Here is a 15,367-nt window from a genome sequence, read left to right as displayed (position 1 = left end):
TATCCGGCAGGAGAGCGGTCCTGCGGCGCCAAGAGCGGTTTCATGGCTTGTCCAGTAGGGTCCGACCGAGTCCGCAGCAAGAGCGGGACGGGAATGGTCGGAGAGGACTGGGAGGCACTCGGCGTGGTGGCCGGCATCGCTGTCGTCTCCGCCCTCGGGCTCTCCCCTTCGGGCGGTTACCTCGTCATCGCGGCCCTGCTGCTCATCTGCGCGGTGCCGTTCCTGGCCCGCTACCGCGACCCCGCCCGCAGCACCGAGCCACCGCTGCGTCTGCGCACGCTTCTGACCTCCATGGGCAATTCGCTGCGCAACCGCGAGTTCGCCTGGGCCTTCGGCGGCCGGCTGCTGGTCAACCTGGCGAACTCGCTCGGTGTCTGCTACACCCTGTACTTCCTGACCGACGACCTGAGGGTCCCCGACCCGGCGGGCAGCCTTCTGGCCTGCACCGTCGCGTATCTCATGGCCGGAGTCCTGGCCACCTCCGTCGTCGGCGTGCTCTCCGACCGCCTGGGCAGACGGCGGATCTTCGTCGCGCTGACGGCGCTGCTCCAAGCTGTCTCGGGCTTTCTGCTGGCGGCCTTTCCTAGCCTCACCGTCACCCTGGTGGCATCCGCGATCATGGGCGCCGGCTTCGGAGCGTACATGTCCGTCGACCAGGCCCTGATCACCCAGGTCCTGCCCGACGCGGAGAGCCGGGCCCAGGACCTCGGCATCATGAACATCGGCTCGGTGGTCCCGCCCGCGCTGGCCCCGCTGATCGCCAGCCTCATCATCACCTCCGACCGCGGCTATCCCGTCCTCTTCGCCCTCGTGGGCGTCGCCGCGGCCCTTGGAGCCCTGCTGGTGTACCGCGTACGGTCCGTGCGCTAGAGGCGCCGAGACCCCGCTCCGTCCCCGAAGAAAGTGGAAAGGCCATGGAAACGATCCCCTCCGGCGCCCCGCGGGGCACGGTGACCACCAAGGCGAGCGTCTGGCACAACTGGGCCGGCAACGTCACCGCCCGCCCCGTCCGGGACGTCACCCCCGCCTCGGTCGAGGAACTCCGCGCTGTCGTACGTCAGGCGGCCGAGGACGGCCTCGCGGTGAAAGCGGTGGGGAGCGGTCACTCCTTCACAGCAGCCGCCGCCACCGACGGCGTACTGATACGCCCCGACCTCCTGACGGGGATCCGCGCGATCGACCGGAAGGCCGGCACCGTCACCGTGGAGGCGGGCACGCGGCTCAGGGCCCTGAACGCCGCGCTCGCCCAGGAAGGCCTTTCGCTCACGAACATGGGCGACATCATGGAGCAGACCGTCTCCGGGGCGACCAGCACCGGCACGCACGGGACGGGCCGCACCTCCGGTGCGATCGCCGCCCAGATCCGCGGCCTTGAGCTGGTGACGGCGGACGGTTCACTGCTCAGGTGTTCCGAGACCGAGAACCCGGACGTGTTCGCCGCCGCACGCATCGGACTCGGCGCCCTGGGCGTCGTCACCGCCGTCACCTTCACCGTGGAGCCGCTGTTCCTGCTCGCCGCGCGGGAGGAACCGATGACGTTCGACAAGGTCACCGCGGCCTTCGACGAACTGCACGCGCACAACGACCACTTCGAGTTCTACTGGTTCCCGCACACCGACCACTGCCACACCCTGCGCAACAACCGCACGGCCGGCCCGCACGCCCCGTTGGGCCGGCTCAGAAAGTGGTTCGACGACGAGTTCCTCTCCAACGGCGTCTTCCAGGCGATGAACTCAGTGGGACGCACCGTGCCCGCGACCATCCCGTCGATGGCGCGGGTCGCCACCCGCGGCCTCTCGGCCCGGACCTACACGGACATCCCCTACAAGGTCTTCACCAGTCCGCGCCGCGTCCGCATGATCGAGATGGAGTACGCCGTCCCCCGCGAGGCCGTCCTCGACACCCTCCGCGAACTCAAGACCATGATCGAACGCTCCGACCTGCGCGTCAGCTTCCCCATCGAGGTCCGCACCGCCCCCGCGGACGACATCACCCTGTCCACGGCATCGGGGCGCGACAGCGCCTACATCGCGTTGCACGTGTACCGGGGCACGCCGTACCACCAGTACTTCACGCGGGCGGAGCGCATCTTCATCGCACACGAGGGGCGCCCACACTGGGGCAAACTCCACACCCGCGACGCCGAACACCTCGCCGGTGTCTACCCCCGTTTCCACGAGTTCACCGCGCTGCGTGACCGACTCGACCCCGACCGGCGCTTCACCAACCCTTACCTGCGCCGGGTGCTGGGAGACTGATCACGCGTCTCGTCCGATCGGTGATCTTCATATCGGCTACGGTGTTGCTGTTACGTTGCTGCTCGAGGAGGTGGGACGTTCTGTGGCAGCAAATGGCCCTACACGGGCGGGTGCGACATCGGGTCGGCGTTCTCCAGGGCGGCCACCGGTGCCGTTGGAGCGCATCGTCGCGACCGCACTGCAGATCGTGGACGAGGAGGGCGCCGACGCTCTGTCGATGCGGACGCTCGCCCAGCGTCTGGGCTCGGGCACGGCGACGCTGTACCGGCACTTCGACAACCGGGCGGCACTGGTCGCCCATGTCGTGGACCGCATGTTCGGCGCCGTGGGGCTGGACGGCGACGAACTCCTCGCGATGGGCTGGCAGCAGGCGCTGCGGACGGTCGCGCATACCATGTTCGACGCCTTGGCCCGACACAGTAACGCGGCGCGCCTGATGGTCGAGCAGATCCCGCTGGGACCGAACGCAATGGGATTGCGGGAGCACTGTGTCGCGGTGTTGCTCGACGGTGGTTTCCCGCCGAGAGTGGCCGCGCAGGCGTACGCGACCCTGGCCCGCTATGTCCTCGGATTCGCCGTACAGGTGAACGGGCGTGACGGCGAAGGGCGGCTCGACGACGCACAGCTGTCGGGCGTCTTTGAGGGCGTGGATCCGGATCTGTTCCCGGCAACCCTCACCGTTGCCGGGTCACTGCCCGTTCCGATCGAGGACGAGTTCTCCTTCGGCCTCGAACTTCTCCTCAGCGGGCTCGCCCACCTGCGCGACGAGGCCTGACCGAGCGACGTGATCACTGGGGCCCGTTCTGGAACGGACTGCTCCTTCCTCACACCGATCCCCCTGACCGCGAGCAGGAGCGCCGCCGACACCTGGCCGGTGCGTGCCACGGCGCGCGGAGTGAACTCGAAGTGGCCCGCCGGGTGGTCCACTACTTCGCTCATGGCGGTGGTCCCCGGCCGGGCCGTCGAGAGGCTGGATCGTCATGGCGATCAGGAGCCAGGGGTGCCGGAGAAGCATCGAACGCACGTTGTCGGCCATCGCCAGGACGGTCTGACGCCATTCAGTTCCCCGCGACCGGGGAGCGGAGCCTGCCCTCAGGTGGTGTCAGCGGCCAGCAGGAGCAGATCGTGTCTGCTCCTGACGTGCCAGGAGAGTGCTGCCGCGGTGATGCCGAGACGACTGCCGAGCCTTCGCATGCTCAGGCTCTCGACGCCCCCCCTCGTCCAGAAGGACGATGGCGGCCTGGACGATCTGGTCCTGGTGCAGAGGCCGGCGGGGCATCTGCGCGGTCGCCGGCATGGAACTGCTCGCGTCACCTTCTGCTGTGAGAGCGCGCGCCCGCGGTGCGCGGATCTGAGGGCGGCGACCATCGCGCCGACGAGGACGGAGTGTGGTGCTCGTCGGCGCGCGGTTCGTGCTTCTGGGCCGTTATGGCCTGTCAGGCGCGGGAGCCCGCAGGCGCGATGCCGCGCAGCAGGCGCTCTCCGGACTCGTGGAGCTGGTCCTTGACCTCGCCGAGGCCCGATGTGAGCAGGGCGTGGTCGCGTTTGCGCCAGCGGCCGGCGATCATGACGGCCTCGATGTTCGCGATGTCGGCGTGCAGGACCGTGGCGACCGGGTCGTGCGCCGGCCACAGGTTGAGTGCCCGGGCATCGACGGTGACCAGGTCGGCCTGCATGCCCACCTCGATCCGACCCACCTGGTCGGCCAGGCCCATTGCCTTCGCCCCTTCGACCGTGGCCCAGGCCAGCGCCTGTTTGGCGGTGACCGAGGGCGTGTCGGCGTGCATGCCGGTCGTCTGCCGGTGCTCGGCGTGGTCCAGGCCGCGCTGGTGGGCCAGGGCGATCCGGGCGGCGGTGAGGAGCTTGCCGGGGACGGCGGTGTCGATGTCGGTGCCCAGGGAGGGCGCCGCGTCCCGGCGCAGCAGGGATCCGGTGACGGGTGCGCCGTGTCCCTGGCTCAGTTCGTTCTCCGGGGTGATGGTGAAGGTGACGCCCGCCTCGACGAGTGTCTTGATCCAGTCGTCGGGCAGGTCGGACCCGTGCACGATGTTGGTCCGGGGGCTGAACAGCCCGGCGGCGCGCACGGCCTCCCAGCCGGGTGAGGGCTCCCCTCCGCTCTGGTGCATCGAGACGACGAGACCGCGTTCCGCGCCGGCTCGGAAATCAGCCACCGCGGTGTCGGCGGAGGAGTATTGCGGCCCTTGGAGTGCCATGCCCAGGGCGAGGAGGGCGTGGTCGCGGACGGGGCCGTCGAGCAGCCGGTCGATCTCGGCGAGGGGGTGGGGGATGTCCGGCGCACGGTAGGGCGTGCCGTGCAGGAAGACGGCGCGGATGCCGGCCTGGACCAGTCCCTCGACGGCCGCGTCGGCGTGTTCGGGCGACAGGGCGTTGTGGCACCAGTCGCCGAGGGTGGTCGTGCCGCAGTTGATCTGGTTGAGTGCGCCGGCGAGGTTGCTGATGTGCATGTCGGCCGGGGTGTAGTGCGCGACGCACTCACCGTGGAGGTGAGTGAGGTACTGCGTCAGTGTCCAGTCGGCGCCGACGGATCGCAGTGCGGTCTGCCAGGTGTGCAGGTGGGCGTTGACCAGGCCGGGGATGACGACGCGGCCGGAGAAGTCGACGACTTCGGCGTCGGGTGCCTCGATGTTCTCGTCGAGGGCGGCGATGCGGTCGCCGTCGACGAGGATGTCGAGGCGTTCGGCGTCGGGCCGGTCCGGCGCCATCGTGATGACCTGCGCTCCGCGCAGCAGTGTGCGGCTCATGCGGTGGCCCCCGAACCGGGGGAGGGGCGGCTGTGCTGGAACATGGTGCGGCTCCTTGCCGACGGCGTCATGGCCCGTGCGGCGGTTTGTGTGGCGGTGAGAAAGTCCGAAGTGGCGATGTGCCCGATGTAGCCGTCGGGACGGATCAGCAGCAGCGTGTCGCCGGTCAGGCCGTAAGCACGCCGCAGCGTGTTCTCGGGATCGGAGAAGATGAGGCCGTCGGCGGCGGTGGGCCCGACGGTGATCCGCTTCAGTTGGGCACCCGTCGTCGGCCAGGCGAGCTGTTGGAGGTCCCGGGTGGCACCGGGGCCGTAGGCGATCGCGGTGAAGTGCGGCCCGCGGAGCACGTTGAACAGCCGGGTCGCGGAGCCGTCGGCGCCGAGCAGTTCGGCGTCCGGGGCGCGGTCCCCCACGCGCAGTGTTCCGGTACGCGTGCCGTCGGCGGGGGCGAGCGGGCCGCCGTAGTAGGTCAGGGCGAGCTGCTGCTCGTCCTTGCCCCGCTTCATGCTCGACGGGTCGAGCTTGGCGATGCCGCCCCACTTGTCCGTGGACAGGCCCAGGACCCCGGCGGCGATCGGCTGCCGCTCGGCCTCGTAGGTGCCCAGCAGCGTCGCGTCGGCCCCGGCGAGGACCTGGCCGAGCTTCCAGCCGAGGTTGTAACCGTCCTGTATGCCGGTGTTCAGGCCCTGGGCGCCGGCCGGGGTGTGCACGTGCGCGGCGTCACCGGCGAGGAAGACCCGCCCGCGGCCGTAGCTTTCCGCCAGGCGGATGTTGGGCCGGAACACCGACGTCCAGCGGATGTCGTGCAGCTGAATGCGCCGGTTGTGGGTGTGGTCGTGGATCCGGCGCAGGATGCCGTCCTTCTCCGAGGGCGGTTCCTCGTCCGGCGTGAGACGGATCATCCACTGGAACATGTCGCTGTCGGGCAGCGGGCAGGCACCGATGAACCTGCCGCCCCGGCCGGGCCACATGTGCCACCGGTCGCGGGCCAGGCCGGTCACCGAGGCATCGACGATGAGCATCCGGTCGCTCTCGTCCGTCGTCCCGGTGAAGCCGATACCGAGCTGCTTGCGTACCGCGCTGGAACCGCCGTCGGCGCCCACGAGGTAGCGGGAGACGATCTCCTCAGCGCCGTCCGCGCCCGCCACCCTGGCGACCACCGTGTCCTCGTCCTGTGTCAGCCCGGTCAGTTCCCTGCCGAACTCGATCTCGCGGCCGAGCTCGCTGAGCCGGGCATGCAGCGCGCGGTCCGTGCGGAACTGAGGGATCAGCCAGGTGTTCGGGTACGGGACGTCCGGGGTCGCCTCCTTGTGGGGGAACATCTTCCACGGCACGGCGAAGGGCCCCGCGTGCAGCCCGAGCTTGGGGTAGGTGCTGCCGCCGGCCAGTACGTCGTTCAGGGCACCGAGGTCTTCGAGGACTTCGAGGCTGCGGGGCTGGACGCCCTTGGCGCGGGAGCCGTCGAAGGCGTGGGGAGATTTGTCGATGATCCGTACGTCGAGGCCGCGGCGTACGAGGTCGATCGCCACGACGGAGCCCGAGGGCCCCGCACCAATGACCAGTACGTCGATGACCTGCGGGTTGCTCATGAACCGAGCCCTTCGCTGTGTACGGCCACGAACGGGACGATCTGGTCGGCGACGTGGCGGGGTCGCTCGAACGGGGCCATATGGCCGCATTCGGGGATCACATGATGGTGCTGGGGCTTCAGCAGGGCGCGCGCCGTGTCGAAGTGGACCAGTGGTGTGACGTCGTCTTCGTCGCCCCACAGCAGCAGCGTGGGAATGCCCAGCGCCCCCGTCTGCCGGAAGAGGTCGTCGCGGCCGGAGACGGGCAGGTGCTGCAGCGTGTCGAAGACCGCGTACAGCGATCCCTCGAAGCGGAAGGCGTCGAGGACCATCTCCGTCAGTTGCGCGCCGAGCTCGGGGTCGCGGACGTTGTGTCCGAGGTGCCCCTGGAGTATCTGCCGGCCGCGCCGCCGGGCGACGACGCCGGCCAGCAGGTCGCTGCGCAGCAGCCGGTGGGGGGAGGTCAGGTTCGGTGTCGCGAGACCGGCGGGGCCGACGATGGTGAGGGTGGACACCAGTGAGCGGTGCTGGGCGGCGTAAGTCATGGCGACCAGCGCACCCAAGGAGGTGCCGACGAGATGCAGTGGCCGCGCGCTCAGGCCGAGCCGGTCCGTCAGCTCGGCCAACTGCCGTGCGAACAGCCTCTCGTCGTAGCGCGCCCGCACCCGGTCCGAGTAGCCGCGGCCGTACGCGCTGCAGGTCAGGGTCCGCAGCCCACGGGCGTGCAGCTCGGTGACGAGCCCGTCCCAGTAGAACAGCGGGATGGTCAGTCCGCCCGCCATCACGACCACATCCCCGTGCTCGGGGCCGGTCAGTTCGTAGTGCGTGACGCCGTCGGACAGCTCGGTGAAACTGCCGCGCAGGGCTCGCCGGGAGGCGGCGGTGAGCCGTCGGTCCTCGCCCGAGGCGACGAAGTACTTCATGGAACGGGCCTCCTGGCCTCAGCGCGTGGGGGTGTCGGCGGCGGAGCCGAGGAACTTCGTGATCGCTTCCGCGACCCACTGCGGTTCCTCTTCCGGCAGCAGATGACCGCCGTCGGGATGCACCAGCTCCTTGGCGCCGGGGATGTCGCGGGCGAAGTGCTGGCCGTCGATGCCCGCGCTGCGCAGCACGAGCGTGGGCACCGCGATGCGGGGGATCTGCGCGCTGCGGTCGGGCTGGTCGGTGTTGCAGAAGTCGACGAAGGCCGAGCGGTTCCCGGGCCGGCACATGAGCTGGTACGCCCGGTCCACCATGGCGTCGTCCACGATCGTGGAGCGCGGGCCGACGTTCGAGCGCAGGTTGCGCTCGATGGCGCCGCGTGGCATCACCCGCCGCAACACAGGGCGCAGCAGCGGGTTGCGGGTCAGGCGCATGCCTGCCGGCATCTCCTTCTCCGGGTATCCGGTGGCGTTGACCAGCACCAGGCCGGTCAGCCGGTCCGGGTGGTCCAGCGCGAGGTTCCAGGCGATGTTGCCGCCCAGTGAATTGCCGCCCACCGCGTAGCGCGGCACGCCCAGCGCCTCCATGAAGCCCGCCACCGTCGCGGCGTAGGCCGGTACGCGGTAGTCGCGGTCCTTGCGAGGGCCGGTCAGGCCGAATCCCGGCAGGTCGGGACGGATGACGTCGAACGACTCCGACAGCAGGCCCGCCGCACGGTCGAAGTGCTGAAGCGACGAAGCGCTGCCGTGCAACAGGACGAGTGCCGGGCCGCGACCAGCGCGTTTGTAGTGGATCCGCAGACCGTTCACCGCGACGAACCGGGAATCGGGCTGCGGCTCAGACCAGGTGCTCATAGTGGCAACACTGTTGCCGATAAGGTGGTCGTGTCAAGAGCGAGCCCCCGGCGGTTACCGCCGGGGTGGTCTTGTGTGAGGAGGCGAATCGGTTGGTGCGCCGAGTCGGTGTTGGTCGGGCGGCGCGATGGACTCCTGTGGTGCGGTCCCATGGGCGAGTTGCTGACGGCGGCGGGAGGGGATGAACAGGACGTGGTCGATGCCCGCGGCGAGCAGAGGGCCGAACGCGACCACGAGGGTCAGCACGGCGACGGCGCCCGTGATCTCCGGCGGGTCGATACGGACGCCGTTGCTGCCGTAGACGCTGCCGGAAAAGGTCTTCAGTCCGTTCTTCTCGGCCGCCTCGGCCGTCTGCTCAATGGCGTCCAGTGACGGCCGAGACGGTACCGGAGGAGCTCGCGCTGCTCCCGTCGGCGCGGCCGCGCGGCATCGGCGCGATCCGGAGCGAGAAATGATCACGAGCCGCTCGCAGACCGCCGCCGCGTCGCGCCGAACCACAGGCCGATGGCGCCGCGATCGGCGCGGGCCCTGCCGGGCGCCGGTCACGCAGGCCGACGTGGCGGCCTGCGTGACCGGTCTCCGTAGTGAGAACGTCCACGCGCATGAGGGCAGTGCCTGGCGGTTCTCCGGTGGATGAAGGACCCACAGCTGCCGCCGCCAGCGCTCATCATGCCTTGACAGAGCGGCGCACACACCGCGGGCCGAGGCGGCTGGCACGAGCCGGCCGGCGGTCGCTTGCGGCCCTCCCGGGAGCTCTGCCGAGCCGTCATCGAGCGGCAAACCGTGCTGGAGCAGCCCGCGTCGTATCAACTGCTGGCCGAACTGACCTTGTTCGCTCTGCGCACCCCCGCCTGCACGAGTCCCTGCACAGCCACCACGACGCTCGGTTCTTCCTCGCGGGCTGCGATATCCGCCGTCGTGGGCATGGCGTGAGGCCGCGTCAGGGCAGTAGCCGAGTAGAAAGCTGTCCGCGCAGTCAAGCCCCGGACGGGGTTCGCTCCTGGTCCGCTCAGGTGACGATGCGGCAGGGCAGCTTGCTCAGCCCGTGCAGGGTGTTGTTCACGATGAACTCGGGCTTGCCGATCTCGAACCGGCGAACCCGTGCCAGCAGCGCTGTGAGGAGGGCGTGCGCCTCCAGCTTGGCCAGACTCTGGCCGACACAGGCGTGGATGCCGACGCCGAAGGTCAGGTGATCGGAAGGCTTCCGCGTGATGTCGAAGCGCTCCGGGTCGGCCCACTTGCGTTCGTCGCGGTTGGCGGAGGCGTACATGACGGCGACGCGATCGCCCGCGGGGATGGTGACGCCGTCGCACTCCCAGACCCTGGTGGTCACCCTGCTGAAAACGGTGACCGGAGACGCGATGCGCAGAACCTCGAGGTAGGCGGCGGGCACCAGGGACGGGTCGGCCCGCAGCGCGTCCCACTGGTCGGGGTGTTCGGCGAACAGCCGGACGGCGGCCGCCAAAGAGAGGATCGTGGTGTCCATGCCCGTGGCGAGGAACGCCATCATGAGGGTCATCGCGGCGAACTCGTCGATCTCGCCCGAGTCGACCGCCTCCCAGACGCGGGCGCCGAGACCGCCTTCGACAAGCCGGTCCTTGGCGGCGGTGGTGGTGACGTAGTGCAGTAGAGCCTGCTGCTGTCGCATCGCGGCAGGTGTCCGCTCACCGGAGGCACCCAGACCCTCGAAGGTGGAGGCGCCGAACTCAAGGAGCTGGTCGCGGCCTTCCTCGGGAAGACCGATGAGTTCGGCGACGAACCTCGGAGTGAATGCCTCTGCGAGGTCGGACACCGCGTCGAACTCCGCACCGGCCGCCAAGCGGTCGACGATTTCCTCCGCCGCAGCGGTCACCGAGGGACCGAGGTCCCGCAGCGCCCGGGGCATCAGCATGCGGGAGAGGATGCCGCGCAGGGTGGTGTGGTGAGGCGGGTCGGAGGCCAGCACGCCGCCGGCCATCAGCTCGTTCATCTCGGGCGTGAAGCCCACTCCGGACGCGGAGCTGAACGTCTCGTGATCACGCAACGCGGCACTGACCTGCTCGTAGCGCGGCAACGCCCACGCGTCGAACCGGCTGAGCCGGACCACCGGTCCCGCATCCCGTAGGCCCGCATACACCGGGTAGGGATCGAGAAGTGTGTCCGTGGCGAAAAGGTCGACGTCGCTTGAGGGCAGGGTCGTGGAGGGCATCACTGGCTCCAAGGTCGAGGCCGCCGGGTCAGCCGGCGCGGCTGTCACGGTGCGCATCCGCTGTGAGTGCCGTGCTCTGTCGAGAAGTCCGCGTCATCCTGGGCGCGTGCGGTCAACCGTCCCGTCGTCGCACCGACCGCTCCCGCTGGCCTGGCAGCAGGAAAACACCGGCCGATTCGCCCATGACGCTCGCTGTTCCCTCGATGATGCCCATCGGCTCGGGCCGGGGTCCAACACCGAATCCCGCACGCAATGATCGAAGAATTCGATTCGCCCATGTCGCCTGGCACGGACTCCGCGGCATGAGGGTGCCTCCTTCCGGACGGTCGGGCAGGGTGAGAACGCGGGACGCACCAGTGCTGATCAATCGTCATCTTCGATGGCTGTGCGCCAGCATCCGTGTTGGACTTCATGGCCCGCTGAGCAGCATCATCAGCGAGGGACAGCAACAACAGACAGCCGGCCCGCGGGATCCGAAGAGAACGGCATCCACCTCATTCCGTATGGAGTCGAGTCCTGCTGCTCCATGACGGGCGAGGGCATCGACCGCTCCGGCGGCCCCGGCCCGGCAGTCTCTCGCCATCCACGACACAGGTATCGGCGCGGTCCGAGATCTCCGCGCGGATGGCGTCGCCACCAGCACCTGGCCCGGCCCTGTCGTGCCGATGGTCTCCCGTGGGTGCTGGAGACCGACCTCGTGGACCGACGAACCCCGCATCGTGCCCGCGCAGCGACCTTCCTGGCAAAGGAGCCGCCCAGATGGTCATCACCCGTGAACTGCTGATCGACGGCAAAGAGAAGGGTGCGCAATCCGGGCGCACCACGCCCGTCATCAACCCCTCCGCCGGACAGATGTACGCCACCGTGGCCGCGGCCGGCGTCGAGGACGTCAGCAGCGCCGTCGACGCCGCCCAGGCCGCGTTCGAGGACTGGGCGAGGCTGGACCCGTTCACCCGCCGCGCGATCTTCGTCAACGCCGCCGACCTGATGGAGCAGCGGCGCGAGCCCGTCGTGGACCTGATGGCCGGTGAGGTGGGCGCGACCCGGTTGTGGGCCTCGTTCAACGTGACACTGGCCGCCGCGATGCTACGCGAGGCAGCCGCTCTGATCACCGCCCCGCGGGGCCAAGTCCTCACCACCCAGCACGACGGCGCCCTCAGCCTCGCGGTGCGCGAACCCGTGGGCGTGGTAGCCGCGTTCTCCCCGTGGAACGCCCCCGTCATTCTCGGGACCCGCGCGGTTGCCGCTGCCCTTGCCGCCGGTAACACGGTCGTGTTGAAACCGAGCGAAGTGGCTCCGGTGTCCGCCGGACTCCTCATCGGGGAACTGCTGCGTGATGCCGGACTGCCCGACGGGGTCCTCAATGTGATCACGAACGACCCCGCCGACGCTCCGCACATCGCCGAAGCCCTCATCGCCGATCCGGCGGTACGCGCGGTGAACTTCACCGGCTCGACGCATGTGGGCCGGATCATCGGCGAGCAGGCCGCTCGCCATCTCAAGCCCGCGCTCCTGGAACTGGGCGGCAAGAACGCGGTCATCGTCCTGGACGACGCCGACGTCGACTACGCGGTCGACGCCGCCGCCTTCGCGGCGTTCATGAACTCCGGACAGATCTGCATCTCCGCCGACCGGATCCTCGTACACGAGTCGCTCGCCGAGGAGTTCACCGCCAAGTTCACGGCCAAGGTCGCCGCACTGCCGTCCGGTGACCCCACCGACCCGGCTGCGGTGATCGGCCCGCTGGTCAACACGGACCCCGACCAGCGGTGCGGACTCTTCGCGGCTCGCCGTATCGCCGCCCTGGTCGAGGACGCGGTCGCCAAGGGCGCCACGGTACTCGTCGGCGGCGAGATCGAGGATGCCACTCACCCGGCGACCGTCCTCAGCGCGGTCCCCGCCCACGCCGACCTGCACGGCGCGGAGACGTTCGGGCCGGTCTGCGTCGTCGACACCTTCGCCACCGATGACGAGGCCGTCGCGATGGCCAACGACACGGACCAGGGGCTCACCGCCGGGATCATCACCGAGAACGGCACGCACGGGCTCCGGGTGGCCCGCATGCTGCGGACCGGCATGGTCCACATCAACGACCAGTCCGTCGCCGATGATCCCCAGGCGCCGTTCGGTGGTGTCAAGTCCTCCGGCTACGGCCGTTTCGGAGGCCGCTGGGGCATCGAGGCATTCAGCAACACCCGTTGGATCACTCTGGCCACCCGGCACGCCTCCTACCCCTTCTGAAGGTTCGGCGACGGGAGCGGCCTCGTGGGCCGGCCCAGGGCCGGCGCGCTGACCACACAGCGGACAGGAACCAAGGATGATCTCGACCACCACACCCGTCTCCGATGTGGACATCTTCGATGACGAGGTGCTCAACGACCCGTACCCCGCCTACGAGGACCTGCGCGGTCTCGGGGCGGCGGTCTACTTGTCGCGCCACGGTTGCTGGGTACTTCCGCGGTATGCGCAGGTGCGCGCGGCGTTGGGCGATCACGGGCGGTTCTCCTCGGTCGACAGTGTCGGTCTCGAACCGGCACTGAACGAGCGGCGCCGCGGCGGGGTCCTCGCGTGGGACCCGCCGGAACACGAGGTGTTGCGCGGGGTCCTGTCCGAGAGTCTGGCGCCGCGCGCCCTCGCCAGGCTGCGGACGGACATCGGCCGCCGGGCCGAGGAGTTCGTCGCCCCGCTCGTGGAGCGCGAAACCTTCGACGTGGTCCGGGACTTGGCCCGGGTGTTCCCCGTGAGCGTCGTCGCCGACCTGATCGGGATGCCCTTGGCGGCACGGGAGGAGGTGCTGCGGTTCGCCGACGCCTTCTTCAACACCTTCGGCCCGCTCAACGACCGCACCAGACAATCCCTGCCGGTCGCCGAGACGCTGTTCGACGAACTCGCCGCGATGATGAGCCGCGACAACCTCGAACCGGGCGGCTGGGGCGAGGCCGTCCACCGCGCCGCCGACCGAGGGGTGATCGGCGCGCATCAGGTCGTACCGCTGCTGCGGGCGTACCTCGTGGCGAGCATGGACACCACCATCAACGCGATCGGCAGCGGTCTGTGGCTGCTCGCGGAGAGACCCGAGGCCTGGCGGGCGCTGCGGGAGGGCCGGAGCCTCGTGCCGTTGGTGTTCGAAGAGATCCTGCGCTACGAATCGCCCGTGCAGATGTTCTTCCGCAGAATCATCTGCCCCGTCGCGTACGAGGACGTGGTGATCCCGGAGCAGGCACAGGTAGGCCTGTTGTTCGGATCGGCGAACCGGGACCCCCGTAAGTGGATCGATCCCGATCGCTTCCGGGTCGACCGAGCGCCGATGGACCACGTCGGCTTCGGATACGGCGTCCACGGTTGCGCCGGCCAGGGCTTGGCGCGCATCGAGGCGCAGGCGATCTTCTCCGCCCTGCTTGATCGTGTCGACCGCATCGAACTCGCCGGCCCGGCACGCCGGCACCTGAACAACGTGATCCGCGGGCTGGACAGCCTGCCGGTCACCGTGACCACCAGAAGGGTGTGACCGTGAGCATCGAACTCGTTCCCGGCCGTTGCGAGGGACACGCTGTGTGCGAGGCCATCGCACCGGAGGTGTTCCAGGTGGACGACGACGGAATGGTGCAGCTGGTTCCCGGCGGCGACCACGACGACGCAACCGCCCTCGCGGCGGTCCGTTCCTGCCCTGTCGCGGCCCTGCGGACCACGTCATGAAGCGCATCGTCGTCGTGGGTGGCTCGATCGCGGCGGTGACCGCCGCGAGCTGGCTGCGCGTGCGGGGCTTCGACGGGACGGTCACGCTCCTGAGCGCGGAGACGGAGCAGCCCTACACCAGGGTTCCCCTGTCCAAGACCGTGCTGTCCGGCGAGGCGACGGACGCATCCACCGCACTGCCGCCCCTCGACGAGAGCGTTGTTCTGCGGCTCGGGGCCCGGGCCGTCTCGCTGGACACCGGGGCACGCCGGGTGATCCTCGAAAGCGGCGAGCCGGTGCCCTACGACGGTCTGGTGGTCGCCACAGGGGGCCGGGCCCGGCGGCTGAGCCCTCCCGGCATGTCGGGGGAACGGGTGCTGCGCACGCTCGCCGACTGCGCGGCGCTGCGCGAGGACCTGGCGCGCGCTCGCAGCGTCCTGGTGGTCGGAGCGGGGCTGCTGGGCATGGAGATCGCATCGACGTGCCGCACCCTCGGCCTGCAGGTCACGGTGGTCGACCGGGATGCGCCCCTGCGCCGGGTGCTCGGTCCGGTGCTCGCCGAGGTGATCGCGACTGCCGCGCGTGAGTACGGAGTGGTGCTCAGGACGGTGCCCGGCGGCGTCCGGCTGGTCGGATCCGACACGCTGGAGGGCGTCGACGCCGGCGGTGACGTTCTGACAGCCGACGTGATCGTGTCGGCGGTCGGGGACGTACCCGCTGTCGACTGGCTCACCGGTTCCGGCCTGACGCTCGACGGCGGTGTGGTCACCGACTCCCGCGGCCGGGTCGCGGACGGCATGGTCGTGGCGGGGGATGCGGCGGTGGTCCGTGGGGCCTGCCGCCGCCCGCACTGGACCAACGCGGTGGAGCAGGCGCGAGTTGCGGCGGGCGCGCTGCTGGGGGAGGACGTGGTCGGGGCGGCGCTTCCCTCGTACTTCTGGACCAACCAGTTCGGCGTCGAGGTGAAGATCGCAGGGGAGCCGGCCGGACTCGGTGAACCGGATCTGGTCGATGTCGACGGCAGCTCGATGCTTCTGCGCTGGTCGGGGGGCGCGGCGGCGACGGTGAACCACACGATGCCGGTCCGCAAGCTCCGGCAGCTGGCCTCCACCCCGTGACGTGACCCCTGTGCAGCTGGCCT

13 protein-coding genes are annotated in these 15,367 nt (G+C 69.8%); 8 read left to right on the top strand and 5 right to left on the bottom strand.

Going from position 1 to position 15,367, the window contains the following annotated elements; genetic code table 11:
• The first annotated feature begins 93 nt into the window (after positions 1-93).
• The 3 genes from ACZ49J_RS29330 (at position 94) to ACZ49J_RS29320 (ending at position 3,033) form a co-directional block, all read left to right on the top strand.
• A complete protein-coding gene (locus ACZ49J_RS29330) occupies positions 94-870 on the top strand; it encodes an MFS transporter (protein ID WP_467452993.1) in 777 nt (258 codons plus the stop codon).
• 44 nt (positions 871-914) lie between these two features.
• A complete protein-coding gene (locus ACZ49J_RS29325) occupies positions 915-2,258 on the top strand; it encodes a D-arabinono-1,4-lactone oxidase (protein WP_467452992.1) in 1,344 nt (447 codons plus the stop codon).
• A gap of 148 nt (positions 2,259-2,406) precedes the next feature.
• Positions 2,407-3,033, top strand: coding sequence for a TetR/AcrR family transcriptional regulator (locus ACZ49J_RS29320; protein WP_467452991.1), 627 nt, complete (start codon positions 2,407-2,409; stop codon positions 3,031-3,033).
• Positions 3,034-3,694: 661 nt separating this feature from the next.
• Here the strand turns inward: ACZ49J_RS29320 and ACZ49J_RS29315 are convergent.
• Genes ACZ49J_RS29315 through ACZ49J_RS29300 form a run of 4 tightly spaced genes read right to left on the bottom strand, consistent with a single transcriptional unit; the run spans position 3,695 to position 8,363 of the window.
• Entirely contained in the window at positions 3,695-5,020 is a 1,326-nt protein-coding gene (locus tag ACZ49J_RS29315) for an amidohydrolase family protein (RefSeq protein WP_467452990.1), read from the bottom strand.
• Positions 5,017-6,609 (bottom strand): FAD-dependent oxidoreductase, encoded by a 1,593-nt coding sequence (locus tag ACZ49J_RS29310; RefSeq protein ID WP_467452989.1) that lies wholly within the window; start codon positions 6,607-6,609, stop codon positions 5,017-5,019. The genes ACZ49J_RS29315 and ACZ49J_RS29310 overlap by 4 nt, the downstream gene beginning before the upstream one ends.
• Entirely contained in the window at positions 6,606-7,511 is a 906-nt protein-coding gene (locus ACZ49J_RS29305) for an alpha/beta fold hydrolase (RefSeq protein WP_467452988.1), read from the bottom strand. The genes ACZ49J_RS29310 and ACZ49J_RS29305 overlap by 4 nt, the downstream gene beginning before the upstream one ends.
• Positions 7,512-7,529: 18 nt before the next feature.
• The gene (locus ACZ49J_RS29300; RefSeq protein WP_467452987.1) at positions 7,530-8,363 is read right to left on the bottom strand and encodes an alpha/beta fold hydrolase; all 834 of its coding nucleotides are present in this window, start codon (positions 8,361-8,363) and stop codon (positions 7,530-7,532) included.
• Between the two features lie 150 nt (positions 8,364-8,513).
• Between ACZ49J_RS29300 and ACZ49J_RS29295 the strand changes: the two genes are divergently transcribed.
• Complete coding sequence (locus tag ACZ49J_RS29295) at positions 8,514-8,735, top strand: hypothetical protein (RefSeq protein ID WP_467452986.1); 222 nt, start codon at positions 8,514-8,516, stop codon at positions 8,733-8,735.
• A gap of 637 nt (positions 8,736-9,372) precedes the next feature.
• Here the strand turns inward: ACZ49J_RS29295 and ACZ49J_RS29290 are convergent.
• Positions 9,373-10,551, bottom strand: coding sequence for a cytochrome P450 (locus ACZ49J_RS29290; protein WP_467452985.1), 1,179 nt, complete (start codon positions 10,549-10,551; stop codon positions 9,373-9,375).
• 759 nt (positions 10,552-11,310) lie between these two features.
• On the opposite strand from ACZ49J_RS29290, the gene ACZ49J_RS29285 reads away from it, so the two are divergent.
• From ACZ49J_RS29285 to ACZ49J_RS29270, 4 genes are all read left to right on the top strand, one after another.
• On the top strand, positions 11,311-12,792 hold the full coding sequence (locus tag ACZ49J_RS29285; protein WP_467452984.1) for an aldehyde dehydrogenase family protein: 1,482 nt from the start codon (positions 11,311-11,313) through the stop codon (positions 12,790-12,792).
• Between the two features lie 76 nt (positions 12,793-12,868).
• On the top strand, positions 12,869-14,059 hold the full coding sequence (locus ACZ49J_RS29280; RefSeq protein ID WP_467452983.1) for a cytochrome P450: 1,191 nt from the start codon (positions 12,869-12,871) through the stop codon (positions 14,057-14,059).
• A gap of 2 nt (positions 14,060-14,061) precedes the next feature.
• Entirely contained in the window at positions 14,062-14,247 is a 186-nt protein-coding gene (locus ACZ49J_RS29275) for a ferredoxin (protein WP_467452982.1), read from the top strand.
• Positions 14,244-15,344 (top strand): NAD(P)/FAD-dependent oxidoreductase, encoded by a 1,101-nt coding sequence (locus ACZ49J_RS29270; protein WP_467452980.1) that lies wholly within the window; start codon positions 14,244-14,246, stop codon positions 15,342-15,344. Before ACZ49J_RS29275 ends, ACZ49J_RS29270 begins: the two co-directional genes overlap by 4 nt.
• The last annotated feature ends 23 nt before the right edge of the window (positions 15,345-15,367 follow it).

Source organism: Streptomyces sp. NPDC030840 (assembly GCF_055572015.1).
This window is presented reverse-complemented; position numbering and strand designations above follow the sequence as displayed.

Bases quoted from the DNA above. Each gene is read 5' to 3' on its own strand.
- ACZ49J_RS29330 (WP_467452993.1), top strand. From the start codon at position 94: ATGGTCGGAGAGGACTGGGAGGCACTCGGCGTGGTGGCCGGCATCGCT.
- ACZ49J_RS29325 (WP_467452992.1), top strand. From the start codon at position 915: ATGGAAACGATCCCCTCCGGCGCCCCGCGGGGCACGGTGACCACCAAG.
- ACZ49J_RS29315 (WP_467452990.1), bottom strand. From the start codon at position 5,020: ATGAGCCGCACACTGCTGCGCGGAGCGCAGGTCATCACGATGGCGCCG.
- ACZ49J_RS29310 (WP_467452989.1), bottom strand. From the start codon at position 6,609: ATGAGCAACCCGCAGGTCATCGACGTACTGGTCATTGGTGCGGGGCCC.
- ACZ49J_RS29305 (WP_467452988.1), bottom strand. From the start codon at position 7,511: ATGAAGTACTTCGTCGCCTCGGGCGAGGACCGACGGCTCACCGCCGCC.
- ACZ49J_RS29300 (WP_467452987.1), bottom strand. From the start codon at position 8,363: ATGAGCACCTGGTCTGAGCCGCAGCCCGATTCCCGGTTCGTCGCGGTG.
- ACZ49J_RS29295 (WP_467452986.1), top strand. From the start codon at position 8,514: ATGGGCGAGTTGCTGACGGCGGCGGGAGGGGATGAACAGGACGTGGTC.
- ACZ49J_RS29290 (WP_467452985.1), bottom strand. From the start codon at position 10,551: ATGCCCTCCACGACCCTGCCCTCAAGCGACGTCGACCTTTTCGCCACG.
- ACZ49J_RS29285 (WP_467452984.1), top strand. From the start codon at position 11,311: ATGGTCATCACCCGTGAACTGCTGATCGACGGCAAAGAGAAGGGTGCG.
- ACZ49J_RS29280 (WP_467452983.1), top strand. From the start codon at position 12,869: ATGATCTCGACCACCACACCCGTCTCCGATGTGGACATCTTCGATGAC.
- ACZ49J_RS29270 (WP_467452980.1), top strand. From the start codon at position 14,244: ATGAAGCGCATCGTCGTCGTGGGTGGCTCGATCGCGGCGGTGACCGCC.